This is a genomic window from Pseudomonas cavernicola (genome assembly GCF_003596405.1).
Lineage (GTDB): Bacteria > Pseudomonadota > Gammaproteobacteria > Pseudomonadales > Pseudomonadaceae > Aquipseudomonas > Aquipseudomonas cavernicola.
Window position 1 is genome coordinate 377,644 of the sequence record NZ_QYUR01000002.1, and the last position, 23,456, is coordinate 401,099.

At 62.9% G+C, this 23,456-nt stretch carries 21 protein-coding genes and 3 pseudogenes; 16 read left to right on the forward strand and 8 right to left on the reverse strand.

From position 1 onward, the window contains the following. The first annotated feature begins 36 nt into the window (after positions 1-36). Both D3879_RS02045 and D3879_RS02050 read left to right on the forward strand, forming a co-directional pair. Positions 37-816 (forward strand): DNA-3-methyladenine glycosylase, encoded by a 780-nt coding sequence (locus D3879_RS02045; protein WP_119952472.1) that lies wholly within the window; start codon positions 37-39, stop codon positions 814-816. Beyond that, positions 813-2,129, forward strand: coding sequence for a bifunctional DedA family/phosphatase PAP2 family protein (locus tag D3879_RS02050; RefSeq protein WP_119952473.1), 1,317 nt, complete (start codon positions 813-815; stop codon positions 2,127-2,129). The genes D3879_RS02045 and D3879_RS02050 overlap by 4 nt, the downstream gene beginning before the upstream one ends. Positions 2,130-2,227: 98 nt before the next feature. On the opposite strand, the gene D3879_RS02055 is transcribed toward D3879_RS02050, so the two are convergent. From D3879_RS02055 to D3879_RS02065, 3 genes are all read right to left on the reverse strand, one after another. After that, entirely contained in the window at positions 2,228-2,818 is a 591-nt protein-coding gene (locus tag D3879_RS02055; RefSeq protein WP_119952474.1) for an LON peptidase substrate-binding domain-containing protein, read from the reverse strand. A gap of 70 nt (positions 2,819-2,888) precedes the next feature. Next, positions 2,889-3,605 carry an LrgB family protein gene (locus D3879_RS02060; RefSeq protein WP_119952475.1) on the reverse strand — a complete coding sequence of 239 codons (717 nt, stop codon included), beginning with the start codon at positions 3,603-3,605 and terminating at the stop codon, positions 2,889-2,891. Next, positions 3,602-3,964 (reverse strand): CidA/LrgA family protein, encoded by a 363-nt coding sequence (locus D3879_RS02065; RefSeq protein WP_119952476.1) that lies wholly within the window; start codon positions 3,962-3,964, stop codon positions 3,602-3,604. Before D3879_RS02065 ends, D3879_RS02060 begins: the two co-directional genes overlap by 4 nt. A 376-nt stretch (positions 3,965-4,340) precedes the next feature. Here D3879_RS02065 and D3879_RS02070 point away from each other — a divergent pair, with 376 nt between their 5' ends. The 5 genes from D3879_RS02070 (at position 4,341) to D3879_RS02090 (ending at position 8,519) form a co-directional block, all read left to right on the forward strand. Next, complete coding sequence (locus D3879_RS02070) at positions 4,341-4,796, forward strand: MaoC family dehydratase (RefSeq protein ID WP_119952477.1); 456 nt, start codon at positions 4,341-4,343, stop codon at positions 4,794-4,796. Between the two features lie 150 nt (positions 4,797-4,946). Further along, entirely contained in the window at positions 4,947-6,677 is a 1,731-nt protein-coding gene (locus tag D3879_RS02075) for a C13 family peptidase (protein WP_119952478.1), read from the forward strand. Between the two features lie 31 nt (positions 6,678-6,708). Next, positions 6,709-7,350 carry an oxidoreductase gene (locus tag D3879_RS02080; RefSeq protein WP_119952479.1) on the forward strand — a complete coding sequence of 214 codons (642 nt, stop codon included), beginning with the start codon at positions 6,709-6,711 and terminating at the stop codon, positions 7,348-7,350. Between the two features lie 101 nt (positions 7,351-7,451). Further along, complete coding sequence (locus tag D3879_RS02085; protein ID WP_119952480.1) at positions 7,452-7,778, forward strand: DUF5629 family protein; 327 nt, start codon at positions 7,452-7,454, stop codon at positions 7,776-7,778. Between the two features lie 129 nt (positions 7,779-7,907). Next, positions 7,908-8,519, forward strand: coding sequence for a class I SAM-dependent methyltransferase (locus D3879_RS02090; RefSeq protein ID WP_119952481.1), 612 nt, complete (start codon positions 7,908-7,910; stop codon positions 8,517-8,519). Between the two features lie 22 nt (positions 8,520-8,541). Here the strand turns inward: D3879_RS02090 and D3879_RS02095 are convergent, their stop codons facing one another. The 4 genes from D3879_RS02095 to D3879_RS02110 form a co-directional block, all read right to left on the reverse strand. Continuing rightward, positions 8,542-8,832: a YceK/YidQ family lipoprotein gene (locus tag D3879_RS02095; protein ID WP_420800898.1), complete on the reverse strand. Its 291-nt coding sequence runs from the start codon at positions 8,830-8,832 to the stop codon at positions 8,542-8,544. Next, positions 8,822-9,451, reverse strand: a complete 630-nt coding sequence (gene ubiX / locus D3879_RS02100) for a flavin prenyltransferase UbiX (RefSeq protein ID WP_119952483.1) — start codon at positions 9,449-9,451, stop codon at positions 8,822-8,824. Before ubiX ends, D3879_RS02095 begins: the two co-directional genes overlap by 11 nt. A 1-nt stretch (position 9,452) precedes the next feature. After that, positions 9,453-10,805 carry a UDP-N-acetylmuramate:L-alanyl-gamma-D-glutamyl-meso-diaminopimelate ligase gene (gene mpl, locus D3879_RS02105; RefSeq protein ID WP_119952484.1) on the reverse strand — a complete coding sequence of 451 codons (1,353 nt, stop codon included), beginning with the start codon at positions 10,803-10,805 and terminating at the stop codon, positions 9,453-9,455. A gap of 272 nt (positions 10,806-11,077) precedes the next feature. After that, positions 11,078-13,000, reverse strand: a complete 1,923-nt coding sequence (locus tag D3879_RS02110) for a sigma-54-dependent Fis family transcriptional regulator (protein ID WP_119952485.1) — start codon at positions 12,998-13,000, stop codon at positions 11,078-11,080. 323 nt (positions 13,001-13,323) lie between these two features. Between D3879_RS02110 and exaC the strand changes: the two genes are divergently transcribed. The 9 genes and pseudogenes from exaC to D3879_RS02155 all read left to right on the forward strand — a co-directional run. Continuing rightward, on the forward strand, positions 13,324-14,844 hold the full coding sequence (exaC, locus tag D3879_RS02115; protein ID WP_119952486.1) for an acetaldehyde dehydrogenase ExaC: 1,521 nt from the start codon (positions 13,324-13,326) through the stop codon (positions 14,842-14,844). Between the two features lie 152 nt (positions 14,845-14,996). After that, a complete protein-coding gene (eat, locus tag D3879_RS02120) occupies positions 14,997-16,367 on the forward strand; it encodes an ethanolamine permease (protein WP_119952487.1) in 1,371 nt (456 codons plus the stop codon). 181 nt (positions 16,368-16,548) lie between these two features. Then, positions 16,549-17,943: an ethanolamine ammonia-lyase subunit EutB gene (locus tag D3879_RS02125; protein WP_119952488.1), complete on the forward strand. Its 1,395-nt coding sequence runs from the start codon at positions 16,549-16,551 to the stop codon at positions 17,941-17,943. An 87-nt stretch (positions 17,944-18,030) separates the two neighbouring features. Further along, entirely contained in the window at positions 18,031-18,879 is an 849-nt protein-coding gene (gene eutC, locus D3879_RS02130; protein WP_119952489.1) for an ethanolamine ammonia-lyase subunit EutC, read from the forward strand. Positions 18,880-19,147: 268 nt separating this feature from the next. Continuing rightward, a pseudogene (locus D3879_RS02135) lies at positions 19,148-19,625 on the forward strand (GNAT family N-acetyltransferase). Between the two features lie 495 nt (positions 19,626-20,120). Beyond that, positions 20,121-20,829: pseudogene (locus D3879_RS02140) on the forward strand (DedA family protein). 13 nt (positions 20,830-20,842) lie between these two features. Continuing rightward, positions 20,843-21,661 carry a M90 family metallopeptidase gene (locus tag D3879_RS02145; protein ID WP_119952490.1) on the forward strand — a complete coding sequence of 273 codons (819 nt, stop codon included), beginning with the start codon at positions 20,843-20,845 and terminating at the stop codon, positions 21,659-21,661. Positions 21,662-21,768: 107 nt separating this feature from the next. Continuing rightward, on the forward strand, positions 21,769-22,296 hold the full coding sequence (gene ppa / locus D3879_RS02150) for an inorganic diphosphatase (RefSeq protein WP_119952491.1): 528 nt from the start codon (positions 21,769-21,771) through the stop codon (positions 22,294-22,296). A 129-nt stretch (positions 22,297-22,425) separates the two neighbouring features. Next, positions 22,426-22,707, forward strand: a pseudogene (locus D3879_RS02155) (sulfite exporter TauE/SafE family protein); the annotation flags it as partial. A gap of 84 nt (positions 22,708-22,791) precedes the next feature. On the opposite strand, the gene D3879_RS02160 reads toward D3879_RS02155, so the two are convergent. Continuing rightward, the gene (locus tag D3879_RS02160) at positions 22,792-23,391 is read right to left on the reverse strand and encodes a TetR/AcrR family transcriptional regulator (protein WP_119952492.1); all 600 of its coding nucleotides are present in this window, start codon (positions 23,389-23,391) and stop codon (positions 22,792-22,794) included. Positions 23,392-23,456: the final 65 nt, after the last annotated feature.

A 23,456-nucleotide genomic window follows, 5' to 3' on the forward strand; every position in this document is an offset into this window, starting at 1 on the left:
CCCAGCCTATGCCCTGCCACCCAGCGATGACAGCACATGCCTAGCGATCCCACCCTTAGTTTGTCCTTGTCGAATGGTTTGCCTTGGTCGAGTAATTTGCCGTGGCCGAATGCACGCCCCTTACCCGACGCCTTTTTCGACCGTGATGCGCAAACCGTCGCCCGCGCCTTGCTCGGCAAAGTCATCCGTCACCGCATGGGCGAACTCTGGCTGGCAGCGCGAATCATCGAGACCGAGGCTTACTACTGCGCAGAAAGAGGCAGCCATGCCTCGCTCGGCTACACCGAGAAACGCCGCGCGTTGTTTCTCGATGGCGGGCACATCTACATGTATTACGCCCGTGGTGGCGACTCGCTGAACTTCAGCGCCCAGGGGGCAGGCAATGCAGTGCTGATCAAGTCGGCTTACCCCTATCTCGATGCCCAGAGTGGCCCCGACAGCCTGGCGCAGATGCAACGCAACAACCCCGATGCACAAGGGCGAGCGCGCCCGCTAAACAAGCTCTGCGCTGGCCAGACGCTGCTGTGCAAAGCCCTCGGCCTGAAGGTGCCGGCCTGGGACGCACAACGCTTCGACTGGCAGCGGCTGTTCGTCGAAGACGTCGGCGAGACGCCCGAGCAGATTATCCAGACCACCCGCCTGGGCATACCGCGCGGGCGCGATGGGCACTTGCTCTACCGCTTCGTCGACGCGGCCTACACTCGCCACTGCACGCGCAACCCGCTGCGCCGCGGCCAAGTCGAGCAACGTGATTTCTATTTAATTAATCAGCATCTTATCAATCAGCAACTGCTCAGTCAGGAGTCAAACCCATGAGCGAGTGGCTCAACAGCCTGACTGGCTGGCTAAGTGCTCACCCGGAATGGCTCGGCCTGAGTATTTTCCTGGTGGCTTGCATCGAATGCCTGGCTATCGCCGGCATCATCGTGCCAGGCACTGTGCTGCTGTTCGCCATCGCCGTACTGGCCGGCAGCGGCGCCCTGAGCCTGGGTGAAACCCTGCTGCTCGCCTACACCGGCGGGTTGCTCGGCGACGCCCTGTCCTATGCCTTGGGCCGCCGCTTCCATCAAAACATCCGCCGTCTGCCGCTGCTGCGCCACCACCCGGAATGGCTCATCGGGGCCGAGCAGTACTTCCAGCGCTATGGCGTGGCCAGCCTGCTAGTCGGCCGCTATATCGGCCCGCTGCGACCGATGCTGCCGATGGTCGCCGGCATGCTCGACATGCCACTCGGTCGTTTTATCGTGATCAGCCTGATCGCCGCTGCCGGCTGGTCGGTCGCCTACCTTTTGCCCGGCTGGGCCACCGGCGCCGCCATGCGCTTGCCGTTGCCGGAAGGCTTCTGGGGCGAGGCCGCCACGGTAGCGCTCAGCTTGACGCTGTTCCTCGCGGTGAGCATTCACAGCATCCTGCGCAATCAGCGCTGGGCCACTGCGCTCGCGGCAGGGTTGAGCCTGTCGATTCTGCTCGTGCTGTTCATCGGCTGGCCGCGCCTGGCGCAACTCGATCAAGGCCTGATGACCCTGGTGCAGGAACAGCGCCATCCAAGCCTGGATAGCGTGATGGTGTTGATTACCCGCCTTGGCGACCTCAATACCCAGCTAAGCGTCGGTATCTTGCTGGGCCTGCTATTGCTACTGACCCGGCAATCGCGGGAGCTGCTGTTCGCCGCCAGCACCCTGCTCGGCACCGCCGTGGCCAATCAGACCCTAAAGCTGCTGATCGCCCGTGCGCGCCCGGAAGTCCTGCTCGAGCCACTGCACAGCTTCAGTCTGCCCAGCGGGCATAGCTCCGCCTCTTTCGCGTTTTTTCTGGTGCTGGGGGTCTTGGCCGGTCGCGGCCAACCGGCACGTCTACGGCTTACCTGGCTGCTGCTGGCAAGCCTGCCGGCGCTGGCGATCGCGCTGTCACGGGTGTATCTGGGCGTGCACTGGCCAACCGACATCATCGCCGGCGCGCTGCTGGCGACTGGCGTCTGTGCGCTGAGCCTGACCCTGACGCAGTGGAAAATTCCGCTGGCAGCGCTGCCGCCGCGCGTCTGGTGGCTGATTCTACCCGCCTGCCTGGGCCTGCTCGGCGCCATTGCAACCTGGGCACTGCCGGCAGCGTTGTTGCAGTACCGCTATTGAGATCGAGCGATTCGCTTACCTACCGGTATCTGTAGGCTGGGTAGAGCGAAGCGAAACCCAGCGGGGTATGAGCTGGGTTTCGCTTCGCTCTACCCAGCCTACGCAATCATCTCGCCCTGCAACTGATCCAACAGCCGCTGAATATGCGCCAGGCGTTGTTGCGGATCGGCCAGCACCAACAGCTCCAGCTTCTGCTGCGCGGTAAAAGGCAATAAATACGCAAGCTGGTACGCCAATGCCTGTTGCCCCGTCACCAGCCCGCCCATGCCCAACTCGGCGACCATCGGGTGTTCGGCCAGGGCGCTTAATAGAGCGGCCAAATCGGCGTGTTCGGGCAGCAATGGGCACTCATCGACCTCATCCAGCCAGTCGATATCGGCCGTGGTCAGCTGATCGCGCTGCACTTCGGCGCGGCTAACCTTGAAACGCCGCGCACCTTCGACCCGAATCCCCAGCAAACCATTCGGGCGCTGCTGCCAATCGCGGATCAGCGCCTCACAACCGATTGCGGCGAAGCGCTCGGCAGCCTCGCCGACCTCTTCACCGTCAAGAATGCAGACCACACCAAAACCTTCGCCGCGCTTCATGCAGGCGCTGATCATATCCAGGTAGCGCGCCTCGAAAATTTGCAAATCGAGCACGCAACCCGGGAATAACACCGCATTAAGGGGAAACAACGGCAACTTCATCAAATGCTCCTTCTTCCGCGGCCCGCTCCCTCGCACCAGTCAGACCCGCCGGCACAAGGCAGCAGGGTAATCACACCAGCAAAGCTACTACTAACGGTAGCAACACTGCCGTGGCCACCCCCATCAAACTCATCGCCAACGCGGCAAAGGCGCCACACTCTTCGCTTTCCTGTAGCGCCCGCGAGGTGCCGACCGCATGCGCGGTCAGGCCCAGGGCCATGCCTTGCGCGGCGTGATGGTGCACTCCACAGCGGCGTAGCAGTTCCGGACCGAGAATCGCGCCAATCACCCCGGTGATCAGCACGAATACCGCAGCCAGGGCGGCGATGCCGCCAATCTGATCGGCCACCAACATCGCAATGGGTGAAGTCACCGACTTCGGCGCCATGCTCATCAGCATCATATGCTCGGCGCCAAACAACCAGGCCAGCGCCACGCCCAATACAGTCGCCACAACCCCGCCGACCACCAGGGTCAGCAAGGTTGGCCAGAACAATTGACGGATCCGCCGCAAGTTAAGAAACAGCGGCACCGCCAGCGCCACGGTCGCCGGACCGAGGAAGATGGTCAGCACCTTGGCGCTTTCACGGTACTCGGCATAGCTCAGGCCGCATGCCAGCAAAACGCCGATCACTGCGAGCATCGATACCAGCACCGGCTGCAAAAACACCCAGCGGGTTTTCTCGTAGGCGCTCAGTGCCAGTTGATAAGCACCGAGGGTCACCCCGACCCCGAACAGCGGATGGTGGATCAGCGCCTGCCAGGCGCCATGCCAGTCAAGGCTCATGTGTCCTCCCGCCGGCGCGCTTGACGCTCGATCAGCTTCTGCATCAGCCAACCGGCGAAGACCAAGGACAATAGCAGCGACAAGCTCAACGCCCCCACCACCGCCCAGAAATCTGCGGCAATCGCCTTGGCATACACCATTACGCCCACCGCTGCGGGCACCAACAACAGCGGCAGATAGCGCAACAAGCTGGAGGCCGCCAACGTCAACGGCTCGCTCACCTCGCCACGCTGCACCAGGAACACCAACAACAACAGCAGACCGATGATCGGCCCGGGCAGCATGGGCAAAAGCAACGCATTGATCGCGGTGCCGAGCAATTGGAACAGCACCAGCCAGGTCAGGCCGCGTAGCAGCATGAGAGTCTCCGATTCAGGTCACAGCGAGCCATTCAACATCACGGCGCGGCAGGGCTATGCGGGCTAAATCCAGGCCGCTGTCGCGTCCTGCAAGATCAAGCCAGACATCCCTCTCAAGGGTCGCCGGCAGCGGATTTAGCTTTCTCAGTTTGCGCCAAAGAATCGCGCCGCGGCTCGTAACAGGCCGTATAACCGAGCGCAGCAATTTTCACACAGGCTGCAAGCCCGGCCATTATAAGCATGCTAAACAAACCGCTATAACTCGCCATTCGCCGTAGCGATCCAGGCTTGACCCCATGCACGGCGCATGATGATCTAGGCCCCCACGAGACATTAATTCAAAAAACAACAAAACCCGTCTCCTCAAGGAGTATCTATGCCGTTCGTACCCGTTGCAGAACTCAAGGATTATGTTGGCAAGGAACTGGGCCGTTCCGACTGGCTGACCATCGACCAAGAGCGCATCAATCAATTCGCCGAATGCACCGGCGACCATCAGTTCATTCACGTCGACCCGGAGAAAGCCAAGCTGACCCCGTTCGGCACCACCATCGCCCATGGCTTCCTCTCGCTGTCGTTGGTGCCGATGCTGATGGAAAAGATCATGATCATGCCTCAGGGCCTGAAAATGGCGGTCAACTATGGCCTGGACAGCGTGCGCTTCATCCAGCCGGTCAAGGTCAATTCCAAGGTTCGGCTGATCGTAACCCTGACCGATGCCAACGAGAAAAACCCCGGCCAATGGCTGCTCAAAGCCAAGGTCGTGCTGGAGATCGAAGGCCAGGAGAAACCGGCCTATATCGCCGAGCCGCTGACCCTCTGTTTCGTCTAAGTCATAACGGTCACAACGGGGTGTAGCAACACTGTTGCTGCACCCCGTTTTCGTTTCCAAGTTGTGATCGCACAGCACGCGCACCAACGGCTTTACGGCATACTTCAGCGATTCCCAAGCCCGACAGGCTCTTCGACCTGGATGTCTCGCATGCGCCGCCTATTTCTTGCCCTCTTGGTCCCACTGGCCCTCGCGCTACTCGCCGCCTGCGGTGAGGGCGAGCCGCTGACCCCACCGAATGCCGTGCTGCCGGATGGCGGCCGTTATCGCGGGGAAGTAGTCAACGGTTTATTGCAGGGCCCAGGCCGAGTGGATTACGCCAATGGCAGCTGGTTCCAAGGCCAGTTCAAGGACGGCCAACCGGAAGGCCCCGGCAAATGGCAGGGGCCGAGTGGCGAGTCCTACGTCGGCGAGTTCCACCAGGGCCTGTTCGATGGCCAAGGCAAGCTCACCTACAGCGACGGCAGCACCTACGAGGGTGGCTTCAAACAGGCCCGGATGGACGGCGAAGGGACCCTCAAGCAAGGTGGCCTGAGCTACCGCGGCGAGTTCAAGCAGGATCGCTACCAAGGCCTCGGCAAACTCGAACGGGCCGACGGCAGCAGTTTCCAGGGCCGCTTCGTGCAGGGGCAACCCAGCGGCGAAGGCCTGCTGATCGACGACAGCGGCAATCAGTTCAGCGGCAACTTCGTGCAGGGCCAACTGAACGGCACGGGCAGCTACAAAAGCAGCGCCGGCGACTTCTACAACGGTGGCTTTCGCGACAACCAGTTCCACGGTAAGGGCCGCTACGAGAATGCCGACGGCGACGTCTGGCTGGGTCAATTCGCCGGGGGGGCGCTGAGCGGCAAAGGCGAATACCACAGCGCCGACGGCAGCCACTATGAAGGCATGTTCCACGACTGGGGTTACCACGGCGAAGGCCGCCTGACACTCGCCGACGGCAGCGTCTACCAAGGCCACTTTGCCTATGGCAGCTACGATGGCCGCGGCAGCCTGACCTTGGCCGACGGCACCGTGCAGGCGGGTATCTGGCAGCACGGGCTGCGCTTGCGTGATAGTCAGGGCAAGGCCCTGCCCGATCCGCTAGAGGTCGGCCTACTGGAACAAGGTCACTTGCTTGAACAAGCCATCGCTGCGCTTCCCGCCTCCACCCCGGCACTTGAGCTCTACAGCCTGACCCTCGCCGGTGACGGCAAGCAGAGCGTGTTTATGCGCGAAGCCGACTACGTCAACCAACTGCTCGGCGAGCGCTTCGGCGCACGCGGCCAGATTACGCTGGCCAACCACCGCGACCATCTCGCCGACCGCCCGCTGGCAACCCGCGAGAGCCTGACCCGTGCGGTGCGCGCGCTAGCCCAACGCAGCGGCCCGGAAGACCTGATCTTCATCTACCTGACCAGCCACGGCTCGCGCAGCCATGAGCTGAGCCTTGATCAGCCGCGCCTGCAACTGGCCGACCTGCCGGCCAGCGAACTGGCCGCGCTGCTGCAACCGCTCAAGGATCGGCACAAGGTCGTGGTGATTTCGGCGTGTTTCTCCGGCGGCTTTATCCCGCCGCTGAAAGACGACAAGACCCTGGTGATGACGGCGGCGCGTAGCGACCGGGTGTCCTTCGGCTGCTCGGAGGAAAATGACTTTACCTATTTCGGTCGCGCCCTGTTCGCCGAAGCCTTGAGCCAAACCGATGATCTGCAACGGGCTTTCAGCCTGGCCAAAGCCAAGGTCGCCGAGCGCGAAAAAGCCGAAGGCTTCGAACCCTCAGAGCCACAGATCTGGGCACCGAAAGCGGTGCTGGCACACTGGCGCAAGCTGCGTGAAAGCCAAGCCGAGCACGCATTCACAGCAACCACAACCGACAAAACCAGCGGCAGGCACTAGACTCACCTGTAACTGCGGAGAGACACAATTCATGTACCTGACGCCCCAGCATATCCTGCTCGCCGGTGCCACCGGCCTGACTGGCGAGCACTTGCTCGATCGCCTGCTCAACGAACCAACGGTGACGCGCGTGCTGGCGCCGACCCGACGGCCACTGGCTGAGCATCCACGCCTGGATAACCCGCTGGGCGAGCTGCCGGCCTTGCTGCCACTGCTGACCGGCCTGCTGGATACAGCCTTCTGCTGCCTCGGCACCACGCTGAAACAGGCCGGCTCGCAGGAAGCCTTCCGCGCAGTCGATCACGACCTGGTACTGGCGGTCAGCCAACGTGCCCGCGCCCTCGGCGCCCGACACTTCCTGGTGATCAGTGCGCTAGGGGCCGACGCCAACTCCTCGGTGTTCTACAACCGCGTCAAAGGCGAGCTTGAAGAAGCCTTGAAGGCGCAGGACTGGCCGCAACTGACGATCGCCCGACCGTCCCTGCTGCTGGGCACCCGAAACGAGTTCCGCCTCGGCGAACGCCTGGCCGCACCGCTGATGCGCTGGGCTCCAGGCAAATATCGCGGCATCCATGCCTGCACCCTGGCCCGCGCGCTCTGGCGCTTAGCCCTGGAAGAACAGGACGGGGTGCGCATCGTCGAGTCGGACGAGCTCAGAAAGCTCGGACGCTAAACGCACCCGTCACCCGGGTGTAAAACTTCAATCCTTCGAGACACCGCACAATTCTCCTGACGTGCACGGCGTCAGTTAATTTTCAGATGAGATCCCGCACCATGAGCACCTCTCCCGCAAACCTCCTCGTCGCGCTTGAAGCGGCCGACATGCTTGAGATTGATGGCCTGTACGCCTGGCAGTTCGAGCTGGCCCTGGACGCCCAGCAGAACGCCGAGCGCGCGCTGGCGATTGAGTGCATGGACGGGCGCACCCTGCGCAAATGGCAGTTCTCCCGAGCCGAACTGCTGGCCGCGACCTTCTCGCCGGCGACGCAGAGCTGGAACCTCACAGGCAGCAGCGGCACGCACGAGCTCAAGTGCCTGTCCGGGGTGACGGCTGACAACTCCGAGCAGGCCTGGGACGCTGAAGACGCTGAAGACGCTTAAGCGAGTCGGCCGTGTTAGCGCCTGGATGAAAAAACCTGATTCAGCATCCGCCACTTTGACCGAATAGCCCGCAGCCGCCGACAGCCGAGCTTGCTATGGTCATGCTCCCGTCGACTAGCGGAATTACCTATGGGTCTCTACAGCCGTCACATCCTGCCGCACCTGATCGACTTCGCCTGCGGCATGGGCGCAGTGATGAAGGCCCGTTCGAAGATTGTCCCGCAGGCCCACGGGCGGGTGCTGGAGATCGGCATTGGTAGCGGCCTGAATCTCGAATTTTATGACCCGGCCAAAGTGAGCAGGATTGTCGGCGTCGACCCGGCGGCCGAAATGCAAACCTTGGCCCGCGAACGCGCGGCCCGGATAGCCATTGCGGTCGAGATGATCCCGCTGGAGCTGGGACAGATCCAGGCCGCCGCTGCCAGCTTCGACAGCATCGTTTGCACCTTTACCCTGTGTACGATTCCGGATGCCGTGGCGGCACTGCAAGAGATGCGCCGAGTGCTCAAACCCGGCGGTCGCCTGCTGTTTTGCGAACATGGTTTGGCGCCGGATCTGCCGGTGGTGCGCTGGCAGAATCGGCTGACACCGCTGTGGAAACCGTTGGCCGGTGGCTGCCACTTGAACCGTGATATTCCGGCGCTGCTCAGCGCCGGCGGCTTTCACATCGGTGAGCTGGACACCCGCTACCTGAAAGGCCCCAAGCCGATGACCTATGTCTATTCCGGCTGGGCCGATTGATCGGCTCTAGATCGCAAGATCGCTAATACCCGCCCGACACACCCAAATCGATACCCAGCGCCGCCGCCAGCGAAAGCGGTAGCAGCAGAGTATCCAGCAACGCGCTGGCGGGCAGGTCGAAGCCCGCGTACTTCGGCGCCTCGGCACCAAAACGATCCAGCGGACAGCAGCCGCCATTCAGCGAGTACCAATCCAGGCGCGTCCCGGCATACACCAGCGGCGCGCCAGGCTTGGCCGCGTTCAACGTGCGTGCGGTTGCGCAACCGAATAGGTTGCCCGCCAGCAGCAGAATCAACAGAAGCCTAATCATCACTGCTCAAATGGTGCTCGCCCCAACGCGGCAGCATATCCTGCGGGATGTTGAGGACGTTGAGGATCCGTGCGACAACGAAGTCGATCAGGTCATCGATGGTCTGCGGCTGATGGTAGAAGCCCGGCGCCGCCGGCAGGATCACCGCACCGAGGTTCGACAGCTTGAGCATGTTCTCCAGATGAATGCTGGAGAACGGCGCCTCGCGCGGCACCAGAATCAGTTGCCGGCGCTCTTTCAGCACCACATCCGCCGCACGCTCGATCAGGTTATTGCAGGCCCCCGTGGCGATGGCCGAGAGTGTGCCAGTCGAGCACGGCACTATCACCATCGCGCTGGGCGCACCGGAGCCGGAGGCCACTGGGGCCATCCAGTCTTCCTTGCCGTACACGCGAATCTGCCCCGCCGCCGCTCCGGTGTACTCGCTGAGAAACGCCTGCATCGCCTGCGGTTTAGTCGGCAGGGTCACGTCCGTCTCCGTGGCCAGCACCAACTGCGCCGCCTTGGAAATCAGGAAATGCACCTCACGTTCTTCCTGTACCAGACAATCGAGCAGGCGCAGGCCGTACTGAGCGCCGGAGGCGCCGGTCATGGCCAGGGTGATGCGTTCCGGACCGCTCATCTCAGCTCTCCAGGGCCGTGGCGAGCTTGCCGTGCAGGCCGCCGAAACCACCGTTACTCATGATCACCACCTGAGTGCCCGGCTGCGCCTGGGCTTTAACTGCGGCGATGATCGCCTCCAGCGAATCACACACCTGCGAGGGCACCGCGCAGGTCGCCGTGGTCGCCGCCAGATCCCAACCGAGGTTGGCCGGCGCGAACCAGAACACCTGATCGGCCTGCTTGACCGAGTCCGGCAAGCCGTCGCGGTGTGCACCGAGCTTCATCGAATTGGAGCGTGGTTCGATGATCGCAATCAGCTTGGCGTCGCCCACCCGCTTGCGCAGACCGTCGAGGGTGGTGGCAATCGCCGTCGGGTGATGGGCGAAGTCGTCATAGATCGTGATGCCGTTGACCTCGGCGACCTTCTCCATCCGCCGTTTGACATTCTTGAACTCGCTCAGCGCGGCGATGCCTTGCCCCGGCACCACGCCGACATGGCGCGCGGCAGCCAGGCAGGCCAAGGCGTTGGCGACGTTGTGTTGGCCGGTCAGTTGCCACTCGACCACGCCTTGCAGCGCACCGTCGAACAGCACCTCGAAACGCGAACCGTCTTCGCTGAGCAATTTGGCCTGCCATTGACCGGCATCACCGGTGGTCTGCACTGGCGTCCAGCAGCCCATCTCGATCACCCGCTTGAGCGCGGTCTCGGCCTGCGGATAGATCACCAGGCCGTCGCTCGGGATGGTGCGCACCAGATGATGGAACTGTCGCTCGATGGCCGCCAGATCAGGGAAGATGTCGGCGTGATCGAACTCCAGGTTATTCAGGATTGCGGTGCGCGGACGGTAATGGACGAACTTCGACCGCTTGTCGAAGAAGGCGCTGTCGTACTCATCGGCCTCGACCACGAAGAACGGCGTGCCACCGAGGCGTGCGGACACGGCAAAATTCTGCGGCACCCCGCCGATCAAAAAGCCCGGGCTCATGCCAGCGTATTCCAACACCCAGGCGAGCATGCCGCTGGTGGTGGTCTTGCCGTGCGTGCCGGCCACCGCCAACACCCAGCGCCCTTGCAGCACATGGTCGGCCAGCCACTGCGGCCCGGAGACATAGGGCAAGCCCTTGTTCAGCACATATTCGATCGCCGGGTTACCGCGCGACAGGGCGTTGCCGATCACCACCAGGTCCGGCGCCGGCTCCAGCTGGGCGGGATCGTAGCCCTGAGTCAGCTCGATGCCTTGAGCCTGCAACTGGGTGCTCATCGGCGGGTAAACGTTGGCGTCGGAACCGGTCACCCGATGGCCCAGCTCTTTCGCGAGAACGGCCAGCGAGCCCATGAAGGTGCCGCAAATGCCCAGAATATGGATGTGCATGATTTACCTTGAAGGCGACCTCGAAAGCGGGCGGCGCAGCCCGAAGAAACTGGCCGGCAGGTTACCGCACGCAACCATGGGGGGCCAGAGCGCTGTCACTGGACGGTAGGGGAATGGCAGCAGTTGTAGGCTGGGTAGAGCCCTGCGGGCGAAACCCGGCTCAATCGCTGCAAATGCTGGGTTTCGCTAACGCTCTACCCAGCCTACGACCTAAATGCGCGTGGGCGCCTACAGGTTTTGCGCTTTGCCACTGCGCGCCCGGGGACACGCACTCAGGTGTGCTGATCCCGCGCAATCGCATGTTTGCGCAGCTTGCGATACAGCGTATTGCGACTGATGCCCAACTGCTCCGCCGCGCGCGTCATGTGCCAGCGCTGGCCTTCCAATGCCGCGAGCAAGGCAGAGCGCTCAGCATCTTCCAGCGGACTGGCCGAGTTCGTCTCATGCTCCGACGCCTGCGGCAGGGCCTGACGGATTTCCAGCGGTAGATCCGCCAGGCGTACGCAGTCATCCTCACAGAGAGCCGTCAGCGTGCGCAGCACGTTACGCAGCTGGCGGACATTGCCGGGCCAGGCATAGTCGAGCAGGGCCTGACGGGCGCTGTCCTCCAGATAAATGTTCTGCCCGCGCGCCTCTTCCGCCAGCAGATGCTCGAGCAACTCCAGCCGATCGGTGCGCGCGCGCAACGACGGCAGATTGAGCACCAGCCCGTTGAGCCGGTAAAACAGGTCTTCGCGGAAGGTGCCGGCCTGCACCCGCTCGCCCAGCTCGCGGTGAGTCGCGCTGATGATGCGCACATTCACTTCTTGCGGCTCGCCCCCGATCGGCACCACCAGGCGATCTTCCAGCACCCGCAGCAAGCGGGTTTGCAGCGCCAGCGGCATATCGCCGATTTCGTCGAGGAACAAGGTGCCGCCATCGGCCTGCTGCAACTTACCGCGCATGCCTTCCTTACGCGCGCCGGTGAAGCTGCCACCACGATAGCCGAACAGCTCGCTCTCGATCAGCGTCTCGGGAATCGCCGCGCAGTTCAGCGCGACGAACGCCTTGTCGGCCCGTGAGCTGGCCTGGTGAACGGCCTTGGCAAAGGCTTCTTTACCGGAGCCGGTCTCGCCATTAATCAGCAACGGCACATCGCGCTCGAAGACCCGCAAGGCCCGGCGAAAATCGCTTTGCAGCGCCGCATCGCCCAGGCATAGAGACGGCGCAGCCACGGCAGGCCCAGCCAGAGTCGGTCGTGCTATAGGCATCGGTACGCTGCGCGGCACACCCCGCAGCATGGCGAACAAGGCCCGCCCATTGCGCGCCCGCAACGGCCAGCTGGCACTCGGTTGCGGACTGGCGCGGCCGAGCAGTTCATCCAGCCGGCAATCGAAAAACGCCTCGACCGGCTGCCCGAGCAAATTCGCCCGAGTGCGGCCCAACAGGTTCATCGCACTCTGGTTGACCGCGCTAATCCGCCCGTCGCCGTCGAACGCCAGCAGGCCTTCGCTGAACAGCCCGACGTACTCGGCCTGCAGGTGAAAGCGCAGCAGCCACTGCCCTTCGAAACGGCGGAGGAAATAGCAGCTCTCGATCATCTTCGCCGACAGATTGACCAGCGCCATGGTGTGGAACTGGCTCTGCCGCGAAACCTCATGGCGCGCCGAGGAGACGTCCAGAACGGCGAGCAAATCGCCTTGGGAGTCGAACACCGGGCTCGCCGAGCAGGTCAGCCCGGTGTGCCGGCCACGGAAATGCTCATCCTGGTGAATCGTCAGGGCTTGCCGCTCGATCAGGCAGGTGCCGATCCCATTAGTGCCCTCGCAGGCCTCGCTCCAATCGGCGCCGAGCCAGAGCCCGGCGCGCTCGAAGGTCTTGCGCTCGGCGGCGGCGGTGACGCTGTTGAGGATCACCCCGCGGGCGTCGGTCAGCAGCACCGCGTGACCGGAGCCGGAAAGTTGCTGATGCAGGCTGCTCATCTCGCCGCTGGCGATTTCCAGCACCTGCTGCAAGCGCTCGCGGCACTCGAGTACGCGCGCGTGCTCCAGCACCGTCGGCGCCATGGTCAGCGCCGGGTCGAGGTGGTAGTCCTCCAGGCAGCGCAGCCAGGAGCGGGCGATCGACGGATCCGCCGCCGGCCCAGCCGACTGGGCCTTGCCTTGCGCCACCGTCAGCACCTGCTGCGTGTGACGACTGAGATGATTCGCAGGCATTGTTATTGTTCTCCGCCGTGGGGGATTGGGCGACAGCCCCGTGCGCCGTCAGCGCGGGCACTTTTTCGCAGCATCGCCCAGGGTCATGAGCATAGCAATCGCGGCTTGACCAGCAGGTCATGGGCTGTATCGAGACTGGGACAAAGTGTCACCCGCCGCTGTCCCAGGTCCGCCACAAAGCTGCTCATCCACGCCATCCTCAAACATCAGCGAGCCGCTCTGTTCCGCCCTTTCCCGCAGTCTGGCCCAACCCTTGCTCTCTAACTGGCAAGCGCCCCAGGCGCGTCCTCCCCAATAAGCACAAAAGCCAGGAGAATCTCACCATGCGTTACGCCCACCCCGGTACCGACGGCGCCATCGTTGCCTTCAAGGCCCGTTACGGCAACTACATCGGCGGCGAGTTCGTCGCGCCGGTCAACGGCCAGTACTTCACCAACCTCTCGCCGGTCAACGGCCAGCCGATCGCCGAGTTCCCGCGCTCGAGCGCCGCCGACATCGAGCGCGCGCTGGACGCCGCGCATGCCGCCGCCGCGGCCTGGGGCAAGACCTCGGTGCAGGAGCGTTCGGGCATCCTGCTGAAGATCGCCGACCGCATCGAAGCCAACCTCGAAGTGCTCGCCGTCACCGAAACCTGGGACAACGGCAAGGCCGTGCGCGAGACCCTGAATGCCGACATTCCGCTGGCCGCCGACCACTTCCGCTACTTCGCCGGCTGCCTGCGCGCCCAGGAAGGCGGCGCCGCCGAGATCGACGGCAACACCGTGGCCTACCACATCCATGAACCGCTGGGCGTGGTCGGGCAGATCATCCCGTGGAACTTCCCGCTGCTGATGGCCGCCTGGAAGCTGGCCCCGGCGCTGGCCGCCGGCAACTGCGTGGTGCTCAAGCCGGCCGAACAAACCCCGCTGGGCATCAGCGTGCTGCTGGAGCTGATCGGCGATCTGCTGCCGGCCGGCGTGCTCAACGTGGTGCAGGGCTTCGGCAAGGAAGCCGGCGAGGCGCTGGCGACCAGCAAGCGCATCGCCAAGATCGCCTTCACCGGCTCGACCCCGGTTGGCGCGCACATCCTCAAGTGCGCGGCGGAGAACATCATCCCCTCCACCGTCGAGTTGGGCGGCAAGTCGCCGAACATCTTCTTCGAAGACATCATGCAGGCCGAGCCGAGCTTTATCGAAAAAGCCGCCGAAGGCCTGGTGCTGGCGTTCTTCAACCAGGGCGAGGTTTGCACCTGCCCGTCGCGGGCGCTGGTGCAGGAGTCGATCTACCCGGCGTTCATGGCCGAGGTGATGAAGAAGGTCGAACAGATCAAGCGCGGCGACCCGCTGGACACCGAGACCATGGTCGGCGCCCAGGCCTCCGAGCAGCAGTTCGACAAGATCCTCGCCTACCTGGAGATCGCCAAGCAGGAAGGCGCCGAACTGCTCACCGGCGGCGGCGTGGAACAGCTTGCCGGCAGCCTGGGCGGCGGCTATTACATCCAGCCGACCCTGCTCAAGGGCCACAACAAGATGCGCGTGTTCCAGGAAGAGATCTTCGGCCCGGTGGTCGGCGTGACCACCTTCAAGGACGAAGCCGAAGCCCTGGCGATCGCCAACGACACCGAGTTCGGCCTCGGCGCCGGCCTCTGGACCCGCGACATCAACCGCGCCTACCGCATGGGCCGGGCGATCAAGGCCGGGCGGGTGTGGACCAACTGCTACCACCTGTACCCGGCGCACGCGGCGTTTGGCGGTTACAAGAAGTCCGGGGTCGGCCGCGAAACCCACAAAGTGGCGCTGGAACACTACCAGCAGACCAAGAACCTGCTGGTCAGCTACGACATCAACCCGCTGGGGTTCTTCTAAGAGCCGGACTGCGCATAAAAGTCTGGAAACGCCTTCTGCATAGCTAAAACCGCAGCCTGCCCTGCCAGTCGTAACAACTTGTTGCAGCTGGCATGGGCGTTGCGTGCATCCGTGGGTCTCTTGGTCTGTTCAACTCTCAGGGCGGGTAAGCAATGACTACAACAACGACACTCAAACCTACACTCGGCACCCTGCATCTATGGGGTATCGCCGTCGGCCTGGTGATTTCCGGCGAGTACTTCGGCTGGAGCTACGGCTGGGGCACCGCCGGTACGCTGGGTTTTCTCGTCACCGCACTGATGGTGGCGGCGATGTACACCTGCTTCATTTTCAGCTTCACCGAGCTGACCACCGCCATTCCCCACGCCGGAGGCCCGTTCGCCTACAGCCGGCGCGCCTTTGGTGAAAAAGGCGGATTGATCGCCGGGATCGCCACACTGATCGAGTTCGTCTTCGCGCCACCGGCGATTGCCATGGCCATCGGCGCCTATCTGAACGTGCAGTTTCCGGAGCTCGACCCGAAACACGCGGCGGTCGGCGCCTACTTCGTGTTCATGACCCTGAACATCCTCGGCGTCAGCATCGCCGCCACCTTTGAACTGGTGGTGACGGTACTGGCGGTCGCCGAATTGCTGGTGTTCATGGGCGTGGTCGCGCCAGGCTTCAGCTTCAGCAACTTCGCGCTGAACGGCTGGGCCGGCTCCGACACCTTCAGCAGCGCGTCGATTTCCGGGATTTTCGCGGCGATCCCCTTCGCCATCTGGTTCTTTCTCGCCATCGAGGGCGCCGCAATGGCCGCCGAAGAAGCCAAAGACCCGAAACGCACCATCCCCAGAGCCTACGTCAGCGGCATTCTGACCCTGGTGTTCCTGGCGCTCGGCGTGATGGTCATGGCCGGCGGCGTGGGCGACTGGCGCCAACTGTCGAATATCAACGACCCGCTGCCGCAAGCGATGAAAGCCGTGGTCGGTGACAACTCCACCTGGATGCATATGCTGGTGTGGATCGGCCTATTCGGCCTGGTGGCGAGTTTCCACGGCATTATCCTCGGCTACTCGCGGCAGTTCTTCGCCCTCGCGCGCGCCGGTTACCTGCCGGCCGGCCTGGCCAAGCTGAACCGCTTCCAGACCCCTCACCGGGCGATCATCGCCGGCGGCGTGATCGGCATCGCAGCCATCTACAGCGATGGTTTGATCAACCTGCAAGGCATGACCCTGACCGCCGCGATGATCACCATGTCGGTGTTCGGCGCCATCGTGATGTACATCATCAGCATGCTCAGCCTGTTCAAACTGCGCCAGACCGAGCCGAATCTGGAGCGCACCTTCCGCGCACCGGGCTACCCGATTGTGCCGGGTATCGCGCTGCTGCTGGCGGTGGTCTGCCTGGTGGCGATGGCTTGGTTCAACACGCTGATCGGCCTGATCTTCCTCGGTTTCATGGCCGCGGGCTTCCTCTACTTCCAACTGACCGCTCATCAGCGCTCCAGCGCCCCAGCTGACGCCATGCTGACCGGAGCTTAAGAACCTGTTCAAAATCTAGTCGAGCGCAGCTCAGGCAGATATTGAACAGGTTGTAAGCTGCACCTCTGTCGGGCCCAGGCCCGGCAGAGGCTCCATTCAGGTGCAGGCAACCGCCCATGCTATAAGCGTCGTGCGGTTTGCCTTTTATAGCGATGACGAGCCGTTTCAGGAGTACCCGCGCATGGCCCGTTTTTCCCATTCCGTCGGTGTGGAAACCTACCGCTTCGACAGCCTCAAGGACGTCATGGCCAAAGCCAGCCCCGCCCGCTCCGGCGATTTTCTCGCCGGTGTGGCCGCGAGCAACGATGGCGAACGTGTCGCCGCACAGATGGCGCTGGCCAACATCCCGCTCAAACACTTCCTCGACGAGGTGCTGATCCCCTACGAAGAGGACGAAGTCACCCGGTTGATCATCGACAGCCACGATCCCCAGGCGTTTGCCGCCGTCAGCCACCTGACCGTCGGCGGTTTGCGCGACTGGCTGCTCAGCGATCACGCCGATGAGGCCAGCCTACGCGCCCTCGCTCCCGGCCTGACGCCGGAGATGGCCGCCGCGGTATCGAAGATCATGCGTGTGCAGGACTTGGTCCTGGTGGCGCAGAAGATCCGCGTGGTCACTCGCTTTCGTGGCACCCTCGGGCTACAGGGGCGTCTATCCACCCGCCTGCAGCCGAACCACCCGACCGACGAACCGGCCGGGATCGCCGCGAGCATCCTCGACGGCCTGCTGTATGGCAACGGCGACGCCATGATCGGCATCAACCCGGCCACCGACAGCATCGCCTCGATCTGCGCCATGCTGGAGATGCTCGACGCGATCATCCAGCGTTATGAAATCCCGACCCAGGCCTGCGTCCTGACCCACGTCACCACCTCGATCGCCGCAATCGAGCGCGGCGTGCCGCTGGATCTGGTGTTCCAGTCGATCGCCGGCACCGAGGCGGCGAACGCCAGTTTCGGTATCAACCTGAATGTACTGCAGGAAGGCTACGAGGCCGGGCTTTCACAGAAGCGCGGCACCCTCGGCAACAACCTTATGTACTTCGAGACCGGCCAGGGCAGCGCGCTGTCGGCCAACGCCCACCATGGCATCGACCAGCAGACCTGCGAGACCCGTGCCTATGCGGTGGCCCGACACTTCAAGCCGTTTCTGGTGAACACCGTGGTCGGCTTCATCGGCCCGGAGTATCTCTACAACGGCAAGCAGATCATCCGCGCCGGGCTGGAGGATCACTTCTGCGGCAAGCTGCTCGGCGTGCCGATGGGTTGCGATATCTGCTACACCAACCACGCCGAGGCCGATCAGGACGACATGGACATGCTGCTGACGCTGCTCGGTGTGGCTGGCATCAACTTCATCATGGGCATCCCCGGCTCCGACGACATCATGCTCAATTACCAGACCACCTCGTTCCACGACGCGCTCTATGCGCGGCAGACTCTCGGCTTGAAACCGGCGCCGGAATTCGCGGCCTGGCTGCAACGCATGGGCATCTTCACCCAGGCCGACGGCCGTGTACGCTTCGGCGACAATCTGCCGCCGGCGTTCCGCCAGGCGCTGGCACAGTTGAGCTAACGCTGAACCTGTAGGAGTGAGCTCTGCTCGCGAATCGGCGCCCCAACAGAGCTTCCCTCGCGCCTACAAAAGCATCGAGAACAGATAATGAATGACGACAGCCCTATCTCCGGCGCCACCGACAACCCCTGGCAAGAACTGCGCCGCCTGACCCCGGCGCGGATCGCCCTCGGGCGCGCCGGCACCAGCCTGCCGACCGACGTGCAGTTGGACTTTCAATATGCCCACGCGCAGGCGCGCGACGCCGTGCACCTGCCGTTCGATCATCCCGGTCTCAGCGCACAACTGGCCGAGCGCGGCCGCGCCAGTTTGCTGCTGCACAGCGCTGCCAGCGACCGCCACAGCTACCTGCAACGGCCTGATCTTGGCCGTCGCCTGAATGCCGCCTCGGCGCAACAGTTGCGCGACTACGCCCAGGCCACCCCCGGCGGAGTCGACCTGGCGATAGTCGTGGCGGACGGCCTTTCGGCACTCGCCGTGCACCGGCATACCCTGCCGTTTCTCGCACGCATGGAGGAGCAGGCGCTGACCGAAGGCTGGTCGCTATCGCCGGTGATATTGGTGGAACAGGGCCGGGTCGCGGTGGCCGATGAAGTCGGCGAACTGCTCGGTGCCCGCATGGTGGTGATCCTGATCGGCGAACGCCCCGGTCTGAGCTCGCCGGACAGCCTCGGTTTGTACTTCACCTATGCGCCCAAGGTCGGGCTGACCGATGCCTACCGCAACTGCATCTCCAACGTGCGCCTGGAAGGCTTGAGCTACGGCATGGCCGCGCATCGCCTGCTCTACCTGATGCGCGAGGCGTGTCGGCGCCAGCTGTCTGGAGTCAACCTGAAGGATGAGGCCGAAGTGCAGACCCTGACGTCCGTAGAAGGCCAGGGCATGACGACTAACTTCCTCCTTGCGGAGCCGAAAAATCCAAAGAACGCGAGCTGATCAGCTAATCCAGGAGCGAGCGCTGCTCGCGATGGGGGCCATCCCCCCGACCACGTTTCGCGAGCAGAGCACGCTGATAAACGCAGCCTCTCCTTCGTGCCGCAAACCGAGCAGGGCGAAACCAGGCAAAAGGCTTTTGACTCATCCGAAAAAATCAAACGCTTGCTTGGATTGCGCTTTCTATATGCTTTAGGCAGCATCGATTCGACCGCTGGCATAACACCTGCACTGCCAGCCTTGCCCCATTCAATTGCAGCCGAGGCCTCTCATGCGCATCGTCCAAGCCACCCTGGAGCATCTGGATCTGCTGACCCCGCTATTCGTCAGATACCGCGAATTTTATGGCGAGCTGCCTTATCCCGATTCGTCGAAAAAATTTCTCGAAAAACGCCTACGCCGCAAAGAGTCCGTGATCTACATGGCGTTGGCCGATGACGATGACAAGCTGCTCGGCTTCTGCCAGCTCTACCCGAGTTACTCCTCGCTGTCGCTGAAACGCGTGTGGATTCTCACGACATCTTCGTCGCCGAAGACGCCCGCCGCCAGTTGTCGCGACCGCTCTGCTGCAAACCGCCAAGAAGATGGCCAAAAGAGACCCAGCCGTGCGCATGCGCGTATCCACCCAGCAGCAACAACGAAGGGCGCAGAAGGTGTACGAGTCGATCGTTTTCGCGAAAGACACTCAGTTCAAGAGCCTGACGTGCTACCGATCAACGGGCGGGACTGAAGCGCTAACAGGCCGTTGAAGAAATGTAGCCGAGCGAAGGCTTAGACAAGGACGCAACGCAGCCGAAGGCGGAAAGTAACAGGCCACAGCTGGCCCACGCAGGGGCGAAGCGTAGCGAGTCAAAAGCACAGTTTACGTGCTGTAAATCGAGCATTTTGAGCCTGAGTTCAACGCCGTATTAGCGCCGCAAGCCCGCAGTAGTTTTTTCAACGGCCTGCTAATGCACGGCTCCAGGCTACGCTGGACAGCCCTCGTCCACGGGCAAACCCTGGAAGGCTTGCCGCGCAGTATCGGCCGCACCCAATAGGCGCGCCGGCTGTCATCCGCACAAACCGCTAATCCAAGGCCGTAGGCAAGCCACCGTCTTTACACATGGCTAACGCGCCACTCGCCCGCAGCACCCAACAGCCCTTCGTCGTAAGATCGGACATCGGCTGCAACCAAAACTGGAACGTAGCGACTTAGCCTTGCCCTTATAATGCCGGATCAGCGCCCGCCCCGTCCAGGCCCGTGCATCGACTCCCCGGCGCAGCGAAACAGGCGTTACCATGGATTCAAAACCCCGCTTGACCTCATCCTCCACCTACACGTCTACCTGGACTTGCTAGTCGCGAATTATTTGCGTCGGATTCTACGCCATCCTGTTTCTGGTGATCTTCCTCTTCTGCGAGACCGGCCTGGTGGTGACGCCCTTCCTGCCCGGCGACTCCCTGCTGTTTATCGCCGGCGCCGTCTGCGCTAGCGGCAGCATGGACCCGGTCCTGCTGGCCGGGCTGTTGATGCTGGCGGCGATCAGTGGTGACAGCACCAACTACGTGATCGGCCGTACCGTCGGCGAACGCTTGTTCCGCAACCCGACGTCGAAAATCTTCCGCCGCGACTACCTGCAACGCACCCACGACTTCTACGATCGCCACGGCGGTAAAACCGTGACTCTGGCGCGCTTTCTGCCAATCGTGCGGACCTTCGCGCCCTTCGTCGCCGGCGTTGGCAAGATGCCCTACCCACGTTTCCTCGCATTCAGCGTGGCTGGCACCCTGGCCTGGGTCGGCGGCCTGATCACCCTCGGTTACTTTTTCGGCAATGTGCCCTTTATCAAGCAGAACCTCACGCTGGTGATCATCGCCATCATCGGCCTGTCCCTGCTGCCGATGCTGATCGGCTGGCTGCACCATCGCTTGCACCCGACACCGTCCAGCAACCACGCCAAACAACCCAACTGACGAGCCAGCGCCTATGTGGTTTCTCCGCTCCTGGCGCCACCGCCGCATCCTCGCCAAACATCCGCTTGATCCCGCCCTCTGGGCTCGCGTGCACCAACGCTTGCCGATTCTCGACGGCCTGAGCGCCGCTGAGGATCAGCGCCTGCGCCAGCGTGCCGTGCTGTTTCTGCATACCAAGCACCTGACCTCGCTGCCCGGCGTCGAATTGGGTGCCGAGGAGCGACTGCTGCTGGCCGCCCAAGCGCAACTCCCCCTGCTGCACCTGGCCGACCTGGACTGGTATCAGGGTTTTCACGAACTGGTGCTCTACCCGGATGACTTCGTCAGCCCGCAGCGCCATCGCGATTCCAGCGGTGTGGTGCATGAGTGGCAGGGCCAGCACAGTGGCGAAGCCTGGCAACAAGGCCCTGTGATTCTGGCCTGGCCCGGCGTGCTCGGCAGCGGCGGCTGGGAGGCTTACAACCTGGTGATCCACGAACTGGCGCACAAGCTCGACATGCTCAACGGCGACGCCAACGGCCTGCCGCCGCTACACAGCGATATGCGCCTCGAAGACTGGGCCAGCGCCATGCAGAGCGCTTATGACGACTTGAATGCCCGCCTCGACCGGCATTCGGATGCGCACACGCCGATCGATCCTTACGCTGCGGAAAACCCCGGCGAGTTCTTCGCCGTCACCAGCGAATACTTCTTCAGCGCCCCGGATTTGCTGGAAAGCGCATACCCCGCGGTGTACGCGCAACTGCAAGCCTTCTACCGGCAAGACCCGCTGGCGCGCTTGCGCCTATTGCAGGCCAGCCAACCCGGTTATCCCCACGCGACCAAAGGCTAAGCGCTCAAGCATGGTAACGGCCGGGGAATATGCCTATAATCGCGCCCACTTTTTGACCTGAGCCTTAGAGGTCAAAGCCTGTTTGGCCAACCCAGGAAACATCACCCATGAGCTACAGCAAGATCCCGGCCGGCAAAGACCTGCCGAACGACATCTACGTCGCCATTGAGATTCCGGCCAACCACGCGCCGATCAAATACGAAATCGACAAGGACAGCGATTGCCTGTTCGTCGACCGTTTCATGGCCACGCCGATGTTCTACCCGGCCAACTACGGCTACATTCCCAACACCTTGGCAGACGACGGCGACGCCCTCGACGTGCTGGTGGTGACCCCGTATCCGGTGGCCCCAGGCTCGGTGATCCGCGCGCGCCCGGTTGGCATACTGCACATGACCGACGAAGCCGGCGGTGACGCCAAGCTGCTCGCCGTACCGCACGACAAACTGTCCGTGCTGTACAAAGACGTGCAGGAATACACCGACCTGCCGGCCCTGCTGCTGGAGCAGATCAAGCACTTCTTCGAGAACTACAAAGATCTCGAGAAAGGCAAATGGGTCAAAGTTGAAGGCTGGGGCAATGCCGACGCGGCCCGCGCCGAAATTCTTAAGGCGGTTGCGGCTTACCAAAAATAAGCCAAACCCACCCCCGAAAGGCCGGCCACAAGCCGGCTTTTTTATGCCTGCAATTCAGATCTTTGGTCGTACTTGGGTGGTCAGGTGGTCAGGTTTTACTCTTGCCTCCTTTTGGTGCGAGCACGGTCGATGCCAATTCCTGATCTTTACCTACAGGTTCTCGCCGGCTTCGCTGCCGGCGGCATGAACGCCCTGGCCAGTGGCGGCACCTTTTTCTCCTTCCCCCAGCCCTAGTCGCCGCCAGCCTGCCGCTGATGACCGCCAACGCCACCAAGCCGTGGCGCTGTGGTCTGCTAGCCTGGCCGGTGCCAGGGCCACGCGCGATTCGCTGCGCCCGCTCGGCCGCTACCTGGTCCGCTACTGCTCGCCGGCTTGTGCGGCGGTCTGTTGCTGCAAACCGGCGGCGCTGATGCACGCCTTCGTCATCCTGGTCGGCGGCAGCATGCCCCTCTACTACGGCTTCTGGACCACCTATTTCGCCGGCTGATCGTCAGGCTAGACCTTCCACGACAAGCAGAGCGACTCGACCATCCGGGTCAGGGCCTCGATCACTTCGTCGCGCTCGAGCAACAGCGGCTCCAGGCTGAAGTAGCGCGCCGTGGTGTACTGCACCGAGTTGATCAGCACGAACAGCGTGGCCGGCAGATTGTCGATGCGGTATTCGTCGACGTGGCGCATTAGGTATTGCCGGCACACTTCGGTCATGTCCTTCTCCAGGGCCTGGAACACCGCGCTGGAGTGCAGGTGGTGCCTGTGCCGCACCAGTTCGCGCAGCCCCTTGTCCTGTTCGACCTGCTCGAAGATACCTTGCAGGATGGCGCGCGTGACGGTCCTGACATCGCTGCCGAGCAACGGCCGCAGACGCTGGTGCACAACCGCCATGAGCCGGCCGGCCTGGCGCTGCAGCAAGGCTTCGATCAACGCCTCCTTGCTGTCGAAGTACTGATAAAGCGAGCCGATGCTGGCCCCGGCACGGCGGGCGATGTGGTTGGTGGTGAGACAGTCCAGACCACGCTCGCCCAGCTCCAGCACTGTCGCATCGAGCAGGGCCACTACCATCTCGCTCGAGCGTTTCTGTGTCGGCTGCTTCCTCATACCGCCTCCCGTACGCGAGTTGTTTGCGAGCAAAAACTCGCAATAGCGTAAGCGTAACTAGACCC